Origin of the sequence: Pantoea sp. PNA 03-3 (genome assembly GCF_003201175.1) — a bacterium.
Classification (GTDB): domain Bacteria; phylum Pseudomonadota; class Gammaproteobacteria; order Enterobacterales; family Enterobacteriaceae; genus Pantoea; species Pantoea stewartii.
In genome coordinates, this window is sequence record NZ_QICO01000003.1 from 392,966 (window position 1) to 410,026 (window position 17,061).

Genomic DNA, 17,061 nt, shown 5'->3' on the forward strand with positions numbered 1-17,061 from the left:
AGAAGACAGAAGGGGAGAAAATGATTAAGTACTTTTTTCAAAAACAAAACTACATCGGCCAGGTCAATGACGCGCTGTACGGTTCTTTTGTGGAACATCTTGGACGTGCGGTCTACAGCGGTATTTATGAACCCGGTCATGTCACGGCGGATCGGCACGGTTTTCGTCAGGATGTGGGGGCCCTGGTGCAGGATCTGGGGATTAACACCGTACGCTATCCTGGCGGCAACTTTGTCTCTGGTTACAACTGGCGAGACGGTATTGGGCCGCAAGCTGAGCGTCCCGTGCGGCTGGATTACGCATGGCTTACCAAAGAGAGCAATCAGTTTGGCATTGATGAGTTCGCGACCTGGTGTGAAAGCTATGGGCTGACGCCCATGATTGCCGTAAATCTTGGCACCGGCACGCCGCAGGAGGCCGGTTACTTTATTGAGTACTGTAATGTGGCATCGGGGACCGCGCTGAGCGACTTGCGTATCCAGCATGGTCGGGCAGCGCCGTACAATTTTAAACTCTGGTGCCTGGGTAACGAGATGGACGGTGACTGGCAAACCGGGCAACTGAGTGCAGAAGATTACGTGAAAAAAGCCCGAGAAACGGCAAAAATCATGCGCTGGGTCGATCAGGATATCAGGCTGGTCGCCTGTGGCAGTTCAAACTCGTTACAGGCCAGTTATCCGGAATGGGATCGCATCGTTCTGGAAGGGCTTTATCATCAGATCGATTACCTTTCCTGCCACCACTATTTTGAAAACAGCACCGGCAATCCGCAGGACTTCCTGGCGTCTTTCCAGCGAATGGATGATTTTATTCATACCATCACGGCCACAGCCGACTATGTGAAAGCCAAACTGCGTAGCGATAAAAAAATGATGCTGTCGTTTGATGAATGGAATATCTGGTCCATTGAAGGCGAGCCCTGGCAGGATTACTTTACCGATCCCGCTAATCGCTATCAGGAAGCACCGCCGTTACTTGAACAGTCTTACACCTTCCTTGACGCGCTGACGTTTGGCGGGCTGATGTGCTCGTTACTCAATCACTGTGACCGCGTAAAAATGGCTTCTCTGGCCCAGTTAGTTAATGTGATTGCCCCCATCTTTACCCGTCCGGGAGGGGAGGCCATTCGCCAGACAATCTACTGGCCTTTCCAGATGGTGAGCCATTGCGGGCGAGGGCATGCCTTACGCTATTTTGCCAATGTTCCCACCCTGAATACGGTGCACGGCGAAACCCGGCAGATACAGAGCGCGGCGGTGTACAACGAAGAGAAACAGCAAATTGCCTTCTTCGCGCTCAATATGCACGCGCATGAGGCAGCGGATGTGGCCTTTATGCTCGATGACTTTGGTGAAGGGACGATAGCCGAACACAGCATACTGGCAGGTCATGCGCTGGACGCAAAAAACACTTTTGCTCAGCCCGACAACGTGGTGCCAACGTCACGCACGCTCACTGAGGCTGAACGTCGTCAGATGCAGGTGACGTTGCCGCCGCTGAGCTGGAACCGGGTGCTGATTGATCTGCGGGGTTGAATACAGGTCGGGCCGGCCAGGTTGGCGGGCCCGGAGACAGACATAAAAAAACCAACCGTAAAGGTTGGTTTTTTCGGGATAATTTGGTCGGCACGAGAGGATTTGAACCTCCGACCCCTGACACCCCATGACAGTGCGCTACCAGGCTGCGCTACGTGCCGAACTTTGGAGAGCTAGTCTACTGATTATCAGCACGAATGCAAGCGTTCCAACGCCTAACTGCCTTATTATTAATCAGTTAGCGATAAAACGCTTCTCTTCTGTGAGCACCTGCAACAACAGCGCCAGCTCGGGTTTATGATCCTTCAACGTATTGCCGTCTGCGTCGTAGGCGCGATAGCTACCGTTATTGTTGAGCACCAGCGTGACTTTCGGCGTGGTGATGACCAGCTTATTGTCTTCGCTACTGGTCACCCAGTCATGACGGCGCTGTGCCGCAAACAGATCTTCACCCTGCGCATAATTCACCGGATTCGTTCGCACATGCAGCAAGCGCTGCATCAGCGTCACCATCACGTCCTGATGATCGGAAAGGCGCGTCACCGTCTGTGCGGGCGTGTCCGGCCAGTGAATCACCAGCGGCACCTGCAGGTTTTGGCGATTTCCCTCGTTATCCGGATCGCCCTCCAGCGCGATACCGTGCTGTGCGGTAATCACGACCACGGTGTTTTTCAGCAAATCACGCTGCTGTAGCGTGGTGAGGATCGCCTGAATCTGTTCATTTAGTGCCGGTGCCTGGCGCAGATAGCTGCGCTGGCGGGTTTTGTCATTGTTGCCGCTGATATCCGGTCCGTTCAGGGCCAGCCAGGAGAACCATGGCGTGCCGTCAACTTTTTGCGTGCTCAGCCAGTTTTGCCATTGCGATACGGTGCTGGCATTGGGCTGATCGCCGCTGGCAGGCAGCGAGTAATCTGACAACAGCGCCTGACGGTACAACGGCTGGTTGAAGCCGTCAGAAGAGAACAAACCAAACTGATAGCCCTGCGTACTCAGCGCCGTCAGCAGGGCAGAAGGCGTACGTTGCGCCAGCACGCCGTTCATATAGCTGGGTGAAATACCGTAGAACAGGCCAAACAGCCCTCTTTCAGCGTTATCGCCTGCGCTGAAGTGCTGCGTGAAACGCACGTTCTGACGGGCAAACGCGCCTAGCGCGGGCAGCGCCGTGTCGGTGTTGGCGCTGTTCAGGCCATCCACCGTGATCACTAACAGGTTATCGCGCGTACCTTTATCCGCAAAGGTGATATCGCTCAGCGGATACTGCACGGCCGCCGCTTCGGGATCGCCTTGCTGTACCAGGCGGCGTTGATATTCCTGCGCATCCAGTAAGCCGTGGCGCTCCAGGAAACGTCGCGCGGTCATCGGGTAGGAGAGCGGCAGATTGGCGCGTTGCATAGTAATAGGGCGGTAGAAGTTGGCATCCGCCCAGATATACATCAGGTGGCTGGCAAAGAAGGCGCAGATAAACAGGGCCGCCAGCGGTTTGCCAAAAGAGCGGCGGTTCAGGCTACGTAGCTTCTGCCAGCTCCAGGTAGCAAACAAAATTTCCACCAAAAAAATCAGCGGCACGCCGATAAACATCAACTGCCAGTCGCGCGCCATTTCACTTTGATCAGGATTGATCACCAGTTCCCATACCACCGGATTAAGGTGAAGATGGAAACGGTTAAATACCGCGCTGTCGACCATCAGCAGTGTCAGTCCTGCCGTGGCCACCACCGACGACAGGACCCGCATCAGACGTTGCGACATAACGACGAACGTCAGCGGAAAAATAATCAGTAAATAGGCGGCAAAGACAATAAAGCTGAAGTGGCCAATCCAACTGCTGTACGCATAGATACGTCCCGCCAGGGAGGCAGGCCAGTCGGCAACCAACAAATAGCGGCTACCCAAAATGAGCGCGAAAAAGATATTAAACAGAGCAAACCAGTGTCCCCAGCTAATCATCTGGGAGACTTTTTCGCGGTAGCGCTGTCGGTTGGTTACCATAGTTTTACGTCAGACCGGCAAATTAATGAGTACTGTCGTCTACCGACGCCTGTAGCGCATCAGCAAAAGAACGAGCCAGAGCGCGGCGTTGCGCAGGCGCAACATCGCTGTTAATCAGGTTGGTTACCATGTTCCCCAGAACCATCAGGGAGAGATCGGTGGGAGCCTGGTCTTTTTGCAAAACCTGCGCCATTTCCGCGAGGAGTTGTTCAACGCGTTGGTCGCTGTAACGGGATGATTGTGGCATAGCGAAAACTTATCTCGTCTCAAAAGGCGATATAGTACCGGAACAACGCACTTTTTTCCGCAAATTTATCGAAAGCATCCGGTCTGCGTTATGCAGAGAGTTGAAAGCTGCTGCTGGCGGTGTTTGAATACGCGCCTGTGCTACCAGGAGGAGTTTACCATGAGTCTGGATATCGACCAGATTGCCTTGCATCAGTTAATTAAACGTGATGAAAATCAGCTAGAGCTGGTGTTGCGTGATTCGTTACTGCCGGCCACCAGCACGGTCGAAGCAATGGCGGAAGAGTTGCACCGTGTTTACAGTGCGAAGAGTAAAGCTTACGGGCTGTTTAATGCGGAAAGCGAACTGGCCGAGGCGCTGCGTAACTGCCGCAAAGGACATGATGATTTCCTCGCCTTCAGCCGGGCGGCGACCGGACGCCTGCGTGATGAACTGGCAAAATATCCTTTTGCAGAAGGCGGCGTGGTGCTGTTTATTCAGTATCGTTACCTGGCGGTAGAGTATTTACTGGTGGCGGTATTGAACAGCCAGTCCAGTATGCGCGTCAACGAACAAATGGATATCAGTAGCACACACTATCTGGATATCAATCATGCGGATATCGTGGCACGTATCGATCTCACCGAATGGGAAACCCATCCGGAATCCACCCGTTACCTGACTTTTTTGCGCGGCCGGGTCGGGCGCAAAGTGGCCGATTTCTTTATGGATTTCCTGGGCGCGGAAGTCGGCCTGGATACCAAAGCACAAAACCGTGGCCTGTTACAGGCGGTAGATGATTACTGTGACGAGTCGAATCTGGATAAAAATGAGCGGCAAAATTATCGCCAGCAGGTTTACAGCTACTGTAATGAGCAACTTCAGGCAGGCGAAGAGATTGCGCTGAAGGCGCTGTCTGGCGAACTGCCACCGCTGGGGGATAAAACGTTTGAAGCGTTTACCCAGGAGCAGGGCTATGAACTGGAAGAACATTTCCCGGCCGACCGCAGCACCTTACGTCAGTTAACCAAATTTGCCGGGAGCGGTGGGGGGCTGACGCTAAATTTTGATGCCATGCTGCTTGGCGAGCGCATTTTCTGGGACCCGGTGACGGATACCCTGACCATCAAGGGCACGCCGCCCAACCTGCGCGAACAGCTACAGCGCCGTACCAGCAGTAAGTAATGGCGAGCCGGACATGACGTTCCGGCTGACCGCAGACAAAATAAAAGGGCCGGTTTCGCAACCGGCCCTTCTACTTTCAACTCACCCGGCGATTAAGCGCGAACGAAGTCGATGTGGTGCAGTTTTGGCTTGAACGGGTGACGCTGAACAGCCTGCACTTTAACTTTGGTTTCTTTACCATCAACAACCAGCGTCAGAACTTCTTCGTAGAAGCCTGGCTTCGCTTGCAGGTTCATTACCTGGTCGTGGTCAAGGTCGATAGAAACAGCCGCTTCTGAACCACCATAGATGATGGCCGGGAAACGGTTTGCTGCGCGCAGGCGGCGGCTCGCACCCTTACCCTGCTCTTTACGTTCTACTGCATTGATAGTGAACATTAATACGTCTCTTTATAATTTCTGCTACAGGCGACCCAGTAACAGAAGGGTTATTCAACACCGCTGATGCACATGCAAAAGCGGGCGGCATTATAGCCGTAATCCCCCACCGGGGCAAACGCTAATACGACCTAGCGGAGTTCATTGGCCCGGCGGAAACGGCCCTGATAGTCAAACAGCTTCTCGCGAATCTGCCAGAAGCGGCCTTTGGCGCGCGCCACAACAAAATCGGGATGACGCAGCAGCGGCTGTAAGGCCAGCACATCGGCGGCGGTTTGCCAGCCCAGCGGCACGCCGGGTGCGCGCTGGTGCGGGCGCATAAAGAGCTGTTCGAAGGCCTTGCGCTGTGCAGGGGTTTGCAGGCGAAAGCGCTCGCTGACGCTGGTGCCGTCTTCATCGAAGTAGGTAGCGTTGAGCCATTCGCCTTTTTCATCGCGGCCCTGTTCCAGGGTCATGCCACCGCAGCGCAGAACCCGAGCATCTTTCAGTTTCAGGGCGGCTTTGAGCATATCGTCAGGATCGACCAGAATCTTGTCGCATTCGCGGCAGCGACGCGCGGCAATGTCGTTCTCTGCGTTGCACTCCGGGCAGTTTTTAAAGCGGAAACGGTAGTCGCACTGTTCACGCTCGCCCTCGTCGTCCTCTAAAACGCCCTGGCATCGCCGGCCGAAGTGCTCAATCACCATGCCATCGCTTGTGGCTTTGCCCCAGAAGGTGTTGGCGAAACCGCAGGCAGGGCAAAACACCTGCACGGGCTGATTGTCGCTTTTCCCTTTTGGCGTCCCCACTTCGGGCGTAAACAAATCGTGGGGATTACCGGCATAGTCCAGAATCAGGCAGTCCTTCTTGCCGGGAGACAAGCGTAGACCACGCCCGACAATCTGTTGATACAGGCTGACCGATTCCGTGGGACGCAGGATGGCGATCAGGTCCACATGCGGCGCATCGAAGCCGGTCGTTAACACGGCGACGTTCACCAGAAATTTAAGCTGCTGGGCTTTAAAGGCGGCGATCAGGGCATCGCGGTCTTTGGCATGGGTTTCCGCCGAGACCAGCGCGCTGTTTTCCGGCAGCAGGCTCAGAATTTCCCGTGCGTGTTCGACCGTGGAAGCAAAAATCATCACGCCCTGGCGATCGTCGGCAAATTCCACAATCTGACGAATGATCTGTGGGGTAATACGCTGCTGCTGTTTGAGTTCCCGGTTCAGATCGGCTTCGCTAAACAGGCCATTCGCCTGCGCGGTCAGGCGGCTGAAATCATACTGCACCACCGGCATATCCAGCCGTTCAGGGGGCACCAGAAACTGGTGCTTAATCATATAGCGCAGGGGCAGTTCATAAATGCAGTCGCGGAACAGGGCTTTTTCGTCGCCACGCACCATTCCGTGATAATGAAAACGGTAGATCCAGCCCTTGCCCAGACGGAACGGTGTGGCCGTTAAGCCCAGTAAACGCAGGTTAGGATTATGCTGACGCAGATGCGTAAAAATCTGTTGATACTGGCTCTCTTTGTCGTCACCAATCCGGTGACACTCATCCACGATCACCAGCGAAAAGGCGCTGTCAAACAGGCTGAGGTTTCGCGCAACGGACTGCACGCTGCCAAACACGACTTTTCGCTGACTCTCTTTACGCTGTAAGCCTGCCGCAAAGATATCAGCCTCCAGGCCGTAAGCCTGATATTTGCTGTGATTTTGCGCCACCAGCTCTTTGACATGCGCCAGCACCAGCACCCGGCCGCGGGCCAGGCGTGCCAGTTCCGCGATCACCAGGCTTTTTCCGGCCCCGGTGGGCAGCACTATCACGGCAGGTTCATGATGACGCCGGAAGTGGGCGACGGTGGCATCTACCGCTTCCTGTTGATAGGGACGTAAAGTAAAAGACATGCTGCTCACTTTTGGAAAACCTGCTGCAATTATGCCACGAATCGTCTATAAACGCGCTGTCAGAGAGACGCCGTTCAGGCTATACTTCCCAGACTTTTTCAACGGTTAATAACGCCGTTTTAGTTTCCCTCCGCAGTAACAGGCAAAACACATTCATGCGACTCGACAAATTCATTTCTCAGCAACTGGAAATCAGCCGTGCTATCGCCGGACGCGAAATCCGTGGTCAACGTGTCACCGTTAATGGTGAGGTGGTGCGCGATACCGCGTTCAAACTCCAGCCCGATCACGAGGTCGAGTATGACGGCAACGTGCTTCAGATGCAGACCGGGCCGCGCTATTTCATGCTGAATAAACCGCAGGGCTATGTCTGCTCCACGGACGATCCCGATCATCCTACCATCGTCTATTTCATCGAAGAACCGATGGCATTCAAACTGCACGCCGCAGGCCGGTTGGATATTGATACGACCGGATTAGTGCTGCTGACGGACGACGGACAGTGGTCGCACCGTATCACTTCACCGCGTCACCATTGTGAGAAAACCTACCGTGTGACGCTTGAAGCGCCGGTAAGCGACGATACCGCTGCGCAGTTCAGCGCAGGTGTACAACTGCATAACGAAAAGAGCCTGACCAAACCCGCACAGCTTGAGATCATCACACCGACGGAAGTCCTGCTGACGATCAGCGAAGGGCGCTATCACCAGGTCAAACGCATGTTCGCCGCCGTGGGGAATCGGGTGGTGGAGTTACACCGTGAGCGCATTGGCGCCATCGTCCTGGACGAGGACCTGGAACCGGGAGAATACCGCCCGTTAACAGAAGAAGAGATAGCCAGCATTGGCTTGCCTGACGAACTGAAACAGAAATAGCGAGAAAGCCGGTGCGCAAGGAAAAAAATTCGCCAATGGGGTTGGTGATCATTCTCGGTCTGTTAGCGATGTTGATGCCATTGTCGATAGATATGTATCTGCCTGCCATGCCACAAATTGCGCGTCAGTTTGCGGTATCCGCAGGCAGCGTACAGATGACGCTCAATCTTTATATTCTGGGGTTCGCCATTGGGCAGTTGATCTACGGTCCGCTGGCCGACAGCTATGGTCGCAAACCGGTGATAACGCTGGGCACCCTGATATTTGCCTGTGCGGCGGCAGCCTGCGCGCTTTCTCAGTCAATAGAACAGCTTATCGCGATGCGTTTTTTGCACGGCTTGTCCGCTGCGGCTGCCAGTGTCGTGATAAATGCCCTGATGCGCGACAGCTACTCGAAAGAGGAGTTTTCGCGCATGATGTCCTTCGTGATGTTAATCACCACCATTGCGCCACTGCTGGCCCCCATTATCGGTGGCTGGCTGCTGTTGCTCTGGAGCTGGCACGCCATTTTCTGGACACTCTCGATAGCCGCGCTGATTACCACCGTTCTGGTCGCGACCCAGATTCGGGAAACGCTGAAGCCTGCGCAGCGCCAGCGTTTTCATCTGCGCACGACGCTAGGGAATTTTGTGGCTTTATTTCGCCATAAACGGGCGTTCAGCTATATGCTGTCGAGCGGGTTCTCCTTTGCGGGACTGTTTACCTTTCTCAATGCGGGCCCGTTTGTTTACATCGAGCTCAATCATATTTCGCCGCAAAGCTTTGGCTATTATTTTGGCCTGAATATCGTGTTTTTGTTCATCATGACCCTGATTAACAGCCGCGCGGTGCGCCGTTTTGGCCCTGTCACCCTGTTCCGTTTTGGGTTACTGGTGCAGTTTGCGATGGGCATCTGGTTGCTGGTGGTCAGCGCGTTTGATCTGGGGTTTTTGCCGCTGGTCTTCGGTATCGCCATGTTTATCGGCTGTGTGTCCATGGTGTCATCAAATGCCATGGCGGTAATTCTGGATGAATTTCCGCACATGGCCGGTACGGCGTCTTCACTGGCGGGCACGCTACGTTTCGGCGTAGGCGCACTGGCCGGTGCGCTGCTCTCCCTGTTCAGCTTTAACAGTGCCTGGCCTATGGTGGGCACCATTGCGCTCTGTGCAACGCTCTCCGTTGCGCTCTTTCTCTACGCGTCACGTCCGCATTCTGCCGCCCGCTAAGCAGGCGGCAGCCTCCGCTGTCGCCTGTCCTGACCTGCAAAGACAATAATGTTTCTTATTTGTGAAAAAAAATAGCAAATAAAGTAATCACATTGGGTCTAAAATGATTGTTAGTTATCATTAAACGCGGTACATATAGCCCAAAATGAGATTCAACTCGCAATTTGGCAGATAACGCGCATGACAGGTTCGGCGCGCGATGCTGATACCGTTGGTGGTGAATTGGCTGCATTCTCTGGAGATACTGATCACTATGTTGCAACTTTCGGTGGTGCATCGTTTACCCCAGCGGTTTCGCTGGTTGAGCGATCGTCATAGCGTGATTGAGACTGACGATACGGATTCAGAAGAGCACGATGTTATCGCGCTTCGTCTGATAAGCCATGATGGCGTGCCCGCCTGGGAGATTTTGCATGAACTGAAAGACATGCTGACCGCCATTCAGGTCGATGGCAAAATTGCCGAGTGCGAAGGGCAACCCTGTCTTTTTATCCGCCGTTGTGATGAAAGCGCCACTAACTGCTGTCTGAAAAACCAGGGCGTTGCGATTGCGGAGACCTTTATTGGTCGCTGAGCGCCACTGACCTGAGCAGCTCGCGAGTATAGGCTTGCTGTGGGGCGGCGAATAACGTTTCACAGTCACCTTGTTCCACCACCTCTCCCTGTCGCAGGACGATCAGCTGATGGCAGAGCGAGCGAACCACTTCCAGATCGTGGCTGATAAACACATAGCTGAGCTGACGTTGCTGTTGCAGCCCACGCAGCAGATCCAGAATCTGTTTTTGGACCGAGCGATCCAGCGATGATGTGGGTTCATCCAGCAACAGCAGTTCAGGCTCCAGAATCAGTGCGCGTGCAATAGCGATTCGCTGCCGCTGTCCGCCCGAAAACTCTGCCGGATAACGATGGCGGCTCTCCGTGTCCAGCCCGACTTCTGCCATCACCGCGATAACCCGCTCTTCCTGCTGTGCCGCACTCAACTGCGGAAAATGCACCGCCAGCCCTTCGGCGATAATCTGCAGGACGGTCATGCGCGGATTAAGCGCAGAGTCAGGATCCTGAAACACTACCTGAATACGGCGGCGAAGCGGCAACAGCTGTTTACGTGACAGTTGATGCAGCGGCTGATGATCAAACCAGACTTCGCCCTGAGCGGCTATCAGTCGCAGCAGGGCCAGCCCGGTGGTGCTTTTCCCCGAACCGGATTCGCCCACCAGCCCCAGGCTTTCCCCGCGTTTCAGGCGAAAACTGATCGAGTTGACGGCAATCTTTTCGCCCGTTTTACGCTTAAACAGCCCCTGATGCAGGGGGAAAGTGACGCGCAAATGCGCCACGTTCAGCATCACAGGAGATTCGGCCGCGAGCGGCACGGCGCGGCCTTCCGGATTGGCCGCAAGGAGTTGCTGAGTGTAAGCGTGCTGCGGCTGACGAAGCAGAACCGCGCTGCGGTTGTGCTCCACCACCTGACCGGCGCGCATGACGCTCACGTTATCCGCCAGCTGACGAACGATGTTCAGGTTATGCGTAATAAACAGCATCCCCATATTCAGTTCCTGTTGCAGTTCACGCAGCAGGGTAAGGATTTGCGCCTGTACCGTGACATCCAGTGCGGTCGTCGGTTCATCGGCAATCAACAGCTTCGGTTGTGTGAGCAGCGCCATGGCGATCATGACGCGCTGGCGTTCACCGCCGGAGAGCTGGTGCGGAAAATCATTGAGTCGCGAGGCGGGCTGGCGAATACCGACGCGATCCAGACAGCGAATAATCTCTGCCCGTGCCGCTTCCCGCCGCAGCCCGCGATGCAAAGACAGAACTTCGTACAGCTGTTTTTCGATGCTGTGCAGCGGATTGAGAGAAACCATGGGTTCCTGAAAAATCATCGCCATTTGATTGCCACGCAGTCCGCGAAGGCGCTGCTCTGATGCCGTTAACAGGTTCTCACCGGCGAACAGAATCTCTCCCTGCGGATAGACGACGGCGGCCTCATGCAGGAGCCGCATGACTGACAGGGCCGTGACGCTTTTCCCTGAGCCGGATTCGCCTACCAGCGCCAGCGTTTCTCCCGCCTCAACGCACAGTGAAACATCCTTCACGACCTGATGCAGCTGTTTGCCCTGACGAAAGGCGATGGAAAGGTGATTAACGGCAAGCAGTGGCGCGTCCATTCAGACTCCTTTACTGGGATCGAAGGCGTCGCGTACGGCTTCACCAATGAAAATCAGCAGCGACAGCAGTATCGCCAGCGTAAAAAAGCCAGATAAACCCAGCCACGGTGCCTGCAAATTATTTTTTCCCTGCAGCAGCAGTTCACCCAGCGAAGGCGAACCGATGGGCAAGCCAAAACCTAGAAAATCGAGGGACGTCAGCGTGGTAATCGAACCGCACAGAATAAAAGGCAGAAAGGTCAGCGTAGCGACCATCGCATTCGGCAGCATATGCCGCAGCATGATGCGTGCGTCGTTGACGCCCAGCGCCTGCGCCGCGCGAATATAGTCAAAGTTGCGGGTACGCAAAAATTCGGCTCGGACCACGCTGACCAGGCTCATCCAGCCAAACAGCACGGTCACCAACAGCAGCCACCAGAAGCTGGGCTGAACCACGCTGGACAGCAGAATCAGTAAAAACAGCGAAGGCATACCGGACCAGACTTCTGTAAGTCGTTGTCCTATCAGATCTGTTCTGCCGCCAAAGTAGCCCTGTATTGCGCCAATGACGATACCGATGACGCTGGAAAACAGCGTAAGCAGCAGACCGAACAGAAGCGAAATACGCAGACCGTACAGCAACCGCGCCAGCACGTCGCCACCGTTGGCGTCAGTACCCAGCCAGTTTTGTCGCGAGGGAGGTGAAGGGAAAGGCACCTGTGACGCAAAATTGAGGGTATTGGCTCCAAAGCGAATGGGTGCCCAGAGCGCCCAACCCGCTTTTTCCAGCCGCTGTTGCAGCCAGGGATCCTGATAATCGGCTGCCGTCGCAAAGTCGCCGCCGAAGTCAGTTTCGCTGTAGTTAAAAAACAGAGGCGCGTACCAGCGGTGCTGATAGTGCACCAGCAGCGGCTTGTCGTTGGCAACCAGCTCGGCACACAGGGAAAGAACGAAGATAAACAGGAAAATCCACAGCGACCAGTAGCCGCGTCGATGATGCCGGAAGCGCTGCCAGCGTTGCTGGTTTAAACGCGAAATCTGCATTATCGCCTCTCAAAATCGATACGAGGATCAACCAGCGTGTAGGTCAAATCACTCAGGATATTCATCAGCAACCCAATCAGGGTGAAAATATACAGGGTACCAAACATCACCGGATAATCCCGCTGGACGGTGGCATCAAATCCCAGCAGACCTAAACCATTCAGCGAGAACATCACCTCAATCAGGACCGAGCTGGTAAAAAACATACTGATAAAGGTGGCGGGGAAGCTGGCTATCACCAGCAGCATCGCATTGCGGAACACGTGGTGGTACAGGATACGGCGCTCGGAAACTCCCTTAGCCCGGGCGGTGACGACGTAATGTTTGCGAATCTCATCAAGAAACGCATTTTTGGTCAGCATGGCTAAAGTAGCAAAACCGCCAATGACCGTAGCCAGCACCGGAAGCGCAATATGCCAGAGATAATCCCCCACCTTGCCGTACCAGGGCAGGGTGGCAAACTGCGGCGAGGTCAGCCCGCGCAGGGGAAACCAGTCGAAATAGCTGCCGCCTGCAAACAGGACTATCAGCATAATACCGAACAGAAAAGCAGGCACCGAGTAGCCAATGATGATGAACGTGCTGCTCCAGATATCAAACGGGCTACCATTCCGCACGGCCTTTTTTATCCCTAACGGAATCGACACCAGATAGATAATCAGTGTGCTCCACAGGCCGAGGCTGATGGATACCGGTAAACTCTCTTTAATCAGTTGCAACACAGACGCACTGCGAAACAGGCTGTCACCAAAGTCAAAGCGCAGGTAGTTCCACAGCATCGAAAGATAGCGCTGCGCGATGGGTTTGTCGAAACCATAACGCTTTTCAATTTCGGCGATCACTTCCGGGTCCAGACCACGTGCGCCGCGATACTGATTATCGCCAGGCGTTGAGCGATTCAGGCTGGCCCGCGTTCCGCTGCTGTCAGCGCCGCCTGCGCCGGGCATGCCGCTGGTCTGGCCAAACTGAATGTTCGCCAGCGCCTGATCAACCGGGCCGCCGGGCGCGATCTGCACAATGAAAAAGTTGAGTGTGATAATGGCCCACAAGGTCGGAATGATCAGTAACAGTCTGCGAAAAAAGTACATTGCCACAGGATGTCCTCAGCGTCGGTTAGCGGGCAGGCGGCCGGCTTTACTGACGTCATACCACCAGTTATCCAGTCCCGTACTGTAATCAGGTTTCCTCGCAGGATGGGAAAATTTATTCCAAAAGGCAAGGCGCTGGTCGGCGCTGTACCACATCGGGATCATGTACGCATTCCACAGCAAAATGCGGTCCAGCGCCTGCCCCAGTGGCAGCAAAGCGTCGGCGTCACCCTGATGGTCGACAATCGCTTTAACGAAGTGATCAACGACGGGATCCTGAACCCTGGCGTGGTTCCACGAGGACTGAATATAGTCCGACTGCCAGCTAGCCTGCAGGTTACGTGAGGGCGTTGGCATCGCGAGATACACCGTGCTGACCATATCATAGTCGCCGCTGCGCAGGCGACGCAGATACTGAGAGCTGTCAATCTGACGCAGCGTTAAGGTGATCCCCAGGCGGGAAAGGTTATGCTGGTAGGGAAGGGCCCATTCGCTGTTGGTGCCACCGGGCAACAGCAGCTCTGCCGTAAAGGGTTTTCCGTTCTTATCGTTCACCAGGCGTTGGTTTTTAACATGCCAGCCAGCCTGGTTCAGCAGGGACATGGCTTTAAGCAGGTTCGTGCGATCGTAACCGCTGCCATGGGTTGTCGGGGGTTTCCAGGCGTCGGTAAAGATGTCCGGCGGTAACTGCGCACGGAAAGGGGTGAGTAGCCGTTGCTGTGCGGCATCAGGTTGGCCCTTTGCAGCATAGTTTGTATTCTGGAAATAGCTGCTGGTACGTTTAAAGGCATGATAGAACAGCGTTTTATTCATCCATTCAAAATCAAAGGCCAGCGCCATCGCCTGGCGTACCCGTCGATCCTGAAACAGGGGTTTTTGATTATTGAGCGCCAGCCAGCGCGTATCAATTGACGCGGTATTGGGCATAGATTCTTTCACAATCTGCTGATCGTCAAAGTGACGGCCACGGTACTGCGTTGCCCATTTTTTCGCGGACGTCTCTTCTCGCAGGTCGAAAGCACCGGCCTTAAACGCCTCAAACGCCACGTTGTCATCCAGGTAATAGTCGTAACGCATGACGTCAAAATTAAAGCGCCCGCGGTTGACCGGCAAATCAGCTGCCCAGTAGTCCTTCACGCGACTGTACTCAATAAACTGGCCCAGCTTCCAGCGGCTGATGCGGTAAGGTCCGCTCGACAGAGGAGGCTGACTGAGCGGTTCGTTAAACTTTTTATTCTGCCAGAAGGTATGCGATATCACCGGCAGCGATAGTAAGCTCAGCATCAAATCTTTGTCGGGTGCCGGTAACGTAATACGCACCGTCAGACGATTAACCGCCTCCATCGTCACGCCGCGATAATAGAGACGAAACTGGGGCACGCCTTCGGTCATGAATGTGTGAAACGTAAACGCGACATCCTCAGCGGTAATGGCAGAGCCATCGTGAAATCGCGCACGCGGGTTAAGGGTGATCTCCATCCAGCGAAAATCAGCGGGATGACGGGCGGATTCGGCAATCAGCGGATAGTAACTGCCGGGTTCATCATCCGACGTGGTAAATAAGCTGTCATACAGTGTGCCGGTGCCCGCCGCCGGATTGCCGCGCGATGCGTAGCGGTTGAAATTGTCGTAGGTGCCGGGCACAGCCTGAACAATTTTGCCGCCCTTCGGCGCGTCAGGGTTCACATAGTCGTAATGATGAAAGTCCACGGCATACTTCGGCGTGCCCAACTGAGCAAACGTGTAACTGACCTGCACCGGGCTGGCGTGCAGCGGGCTGGTCAACCAGCAGCACAGCAGCAAAACAACATAGCGGAACGGCATAAAGAGGGCGGTCTCCTGAACGTTTTGACACCGCAGCGGTGTTACAGGCTGATGGACTGGCTGGTCTGGCGCAGAAAGAACGCCTTGACCTGTTCGGGCGGTAGCGGGCGGCTAAACAGATAGCCCTGCAAATGTGTCACGCCACGGTTGATCAGCCAGCTTGCCTGCTCATCCGTCTCAACGCCTTCCGCCACGCTCATCAGATTCAGTTTCTTTGACAGCTGTAAGACTGTATCCAGTACGGGCGAGGTAATCGTTTCGGTGCCAATACTTTGAACAAACCCACGGTCAATCTTCAGATAATCAAACGCATACTTTTCAAGATAGATTAATGCACTGTGCCCGGTACCGAAATCATCTACCGCAATTTTAATTCCGCGCTGATGAAGCCAGTTAAACAGTGCGGCCGCGTTACTGTTTTCCACCACAGCACGTTCAGTAATCTCAAAAACGTACTGAAAGTGATCGTGCGGCATGCTGTCTTGCCAGTACAGCACATCATCGCGAAAGCTACAGGCACCCAGATGCAGCGGCGAAATATTCAGACTGATGCAGGTTCCTTTCGGCAGCGTGTGGCGCAGTAGATGTGCATCACGTGCAACCAGCTCAAAAAGGTGCCGGGTCAGGGGAATGATTTGGTTTTGCGCTTCGGCATAACTGATAAAAATGTCGGGTGAGATTGCTTCGCCTGAAGGGTGCGTCCAGCGAAGCAGCGCCTCAATGCCGTACGATTGCCTGTCTGCTGCTGTGATGATGGGCTGATATTCAACATGAAACTCGCCACGTCGAATGCCCATCGTGATTTCTTTACCGGGACGGCGCACCCGGGACAGTAACACCCAGCTCATCCCGCTGACAATTAACGCAAACAACAGGCTAATCAGCATGATCGTTTGGTAGTCGCTCGCCGATAAGGTTGAACCATAAAGTGCAAACTGAAACGGCAATCCGTCCATTGGCGTCTGCATAAGGGGTGAGGGGATCAGGTGATTTCGCACCAGCGTGGGCTGCCAGCTTGTCAGGGCAGTATTATGCGCAAGTAACGCGATACCGGTAATTTCAGGGTGAGATGACGCTTTGAGTTGATAAGGTGACAGGCTGACATTCAGCGTGACAAACAGGCCTGACTGCTGGGTGCCAGGTTGTTTGATCCAGATGGCCAGCGCCGGTTTTGTTGGCTGCATTGGCGTTCCAGGCAGTAAACGAATATCCCGTTCACGTGTAGGATCGGTGCGCGGTGAGAGCGCGCTGAGCGGCTGAAAGAAACTGCCCGTCGCCGAGGAGCAAAAGGCATTACCGTCTTTAACCAGGATAATGGCGCGTATGTCACCCGCAAAGGCTGCACGCGCGGTTAATTCGTGATTAACGATGTAGCATTCAGACTTAACTAAGGGAAGCAGCGGAATGAGGGTATCTGAAATAAGGGCGTTCACGCTGTGCTGAAAATCGGTGCTGCTGTCGATGAGCAACTGCTTGTGTTGTTGCTTGCGATGGTGCTGGGTCTGAATAAGCAAAACAGACGTTAACAACAAGAAAAACAAACTACCAACAATCGCGCTCTTCCACGCGATGCGACGAGGATAAGTTGCCTGGCGTATCAGCGCCCGCGACAATGGCATGAAGTGCTTCCCCTGATCAAAATACAAAACTAAATGATGCACAATCGCACACATTTTCGCG

Annotated in this window: 14 protein-coding genes and 1 tRNA gene; 5 read left to right on the forward strand and 10 right to left on the reverse strand. The window is 54.4% G+C overall.

The features are described 5' to 3' along the window. The first annotated feature begins 20 nt into the window (after nucleotides 1-20). Complete coding sequence (locus tag C7433_RS11605) at nucleotides 21-1,535, forward strand: alpha-N-arabinofuranosidase (RefSeq protein ID WP_110268205.1); 1,515 nt, start codon at nucleotides 21-23, stop codon at nucleotides 1,533-1,535. Nucleotides 1,536-1,619: 84 nt separating this feature from the next. Here the strand turns inward: C7433_RS11605 and C7433_RS11610 are convergent. From C7433_RS11610 to C7433_RS11620, 3 genes are all read right to left on the reverse strand, one after another. Then, a tRNA-Pro gene (locus C7433_RS11610) sits at nucleotides 1,620-1,696 on the reverse strand. A 73-nt stretch (nucleotides 1,697-1,769) separates the two neighbouring features. After that, complete coding sequence (gene yejM, locus C7433_RS11615) at nucleotides 1,770-3,524, reverse strand: LPS biosynthesis-modulating metalloenzyme YejM (RefSeq protein ID WP_058708435.1); 1,755 nt, start codon at nucleotides 3,522-3,524, stop codon at nucleotides 1,770-1,772. 22 nt (nucleotides 3,525-3,546) lie between these two features. Beyond that, complete coding sequence (locus tag C7433_RS11620; RefSeq protein ID WP_006119976.1) at nucleotides 3,547-3,771, reverse strand: YejL family protein; 225 nt, start codon at nucleotides 3,769-3,771, stop codon at nucleotides 3,547-3,549. A gap of 159 nt (nucleotides 3,772-3,930) precedes the next feature. On the opposite strand from C7433_RS11620, the gene yejK reads away from it, so the two are divergent. Further along, nucleotides 3,931-4,935, forward strand: coding sequence for a nucleoid-associated protein YejK (yejK, locus tag C7433_RS11625; protein WP_110268206.1), 1,005 nt, complete (start codon nucleotides 3,931-3,933; stop codon nucleotides 4,933-4,935). Nucleotides 4,936-5,027: 92 nt separating this feature from the next. On the opposite strand, the gene rplY is transcribed toward yejK, so the two are convergent. Together rplY and C7433_RS11635 are read right to left on the reverse strand one after the other, a co-directional pair. Next, on the reverse strand, nucleotides 5,028-5,312 hold the full coding sequence (gene rplY / locus C7433_RS11630; RefSeq protein ID WP_006119974.1) for a 50S ribosomal protein L25: 285 nt from the start codon (nucleotides 5,310-5,312) through the stop codon (nucleotides 5,028-5,030). A gap of 131 nt (nucleotides 5,313-5,443) precedes the next feature. Further along, complete coding sequence (locus tag C7433_RS11635) at nucleotides 5,444-7,198, reverse strand: DEAD/DEAH box helicase (protein WP_110268207.1); 1,755 nt, start codon at nucleotides 7,196-7,198, stop codon at nucleotides 5,444-5,446. A gap of 155 nt (nucleotides 7,199-7,353) precedes the next feature. Between C7433_RS11635 and rsuA the strand changes: the two genes are divergently transcribed. The 3 genes from rsuA (at nucleotide 7,354) to C7433_RS11650 (ending at nucleotide 9,855) form a co-directional block, all read left to right on the forward strand. Continuing rightward, complete coding sequence (gene rsuA / locus C7433_RS11640; protein WP_033740587.1) at nucleotides 7,354-8,073, forward strand: 16S rRNA pseudouridine(516) synthase RsuA; 720 nt, start codon at nucleotides 7,354-7,356, stop codon at nucleotides 8,071-8,073. An 11-nt stretch (nucleotides 8,074-8,084) separates the two neighbouring features. Next, nucleotides 8,085-9,281, forward strand: coding sequence for a Bcr/CflA family multidrug efflux MFS transporter (locus tag C7433_RS11645; protein ID WP_006119971.1), 1,197 nt, complete (start codon nucleotides 8,085-8,087; stop codon nucleotides 9,279-9,281). Between the two features lie 253 nt (nucleotides 9,282-9,534). After that, entirely contained in the window at nucleotides 9,535-9,855 is a 321-nt protein-coding gene (locus C7433_RS11650) for a hypothetical protein (RefSeq protein WP_033740957.1), read from the forward strand. Here the strand turns inward: C7433_RS11650 and yejF are convergent. The 5 genes from yejF to C7433_RS11675 are packed head-to-tail and all read right to left on the reverse strand — an operon-like array spanning nucleotide 9,842 to nucleotide 17,000. After that, nucleotides 9,842-11,446 carry a microcin C ABC transporter ATP-binding protein YejF gene (gene yejF, locus C7433_RS11655; RefSeq protein WP_033740585.1) on the reverse strand — a complete coding sequence of 535 codons (1,605 nt, stop codon included), beginning with the start codon at nucleotides 11,444-11,446 and terminating at the stop codon, nucleotides 9,842-9,844. The two genes, C7433_RS11650 and yejF, sit on opposite strands and share 14 nt — an antisense overlap. Then, the gene (locus C7433_RS11660; protein WP_039338172.1) at nucleotides 11,447-12,469 is read right to left on the reverse strand and encodes an ABC transporter permease; all 1,023 of its coding nucleotides are present in this window, start codon (nucleotides 12,467-12,469) and stop codon (nucleotides 11,447-11,449) included. Then, the gene (locus C7433_RS11665; RefSeq protein ID WP_110268208.1) at nucleotides 12,469-13,563 is read right to left on the reverse strand and encodes a microcin C ABC transporter permease YejB; all 1,095 of its coding nucleotides are present in this window, start codon (nucleotides 13,561-13,563) and stop codon (nucleotides 12,469-12,471) included. Before C7433_RS11665 ends, C7433_RS11660 begins: the two co-directional genes overlap by 1 nt. A gap of 9 nt (nucleotides 13,564-13,572) precedes the next feature. Then, the gene (locus C7433_RS11670; RefSeq protein WP_110268209.1) at nucleotides 13,573-15,381 is read right to left on the reverse strand and encodes an extracellular solute-binding protein; all 1,809 of its coding nucleotides are present in this window, start codon (nucleotides 15,379-15,381) and stop codon (nucleotides 13,573-13,575) included. Between the two features lie 41 nt (nucleotides 15,382-15,422). Further along, entirely contained in the window at nucleotides 15,423-17,000 is a 1,578-nt protein-coding gene (locus C7433_RS11675) for a cyclic di-GMP phosphodiesterase (protein ID WP_033740578.1), read from the reverse strand. Nucleotides 17,001-17,061: the final 61 nt, after the last annotated feature.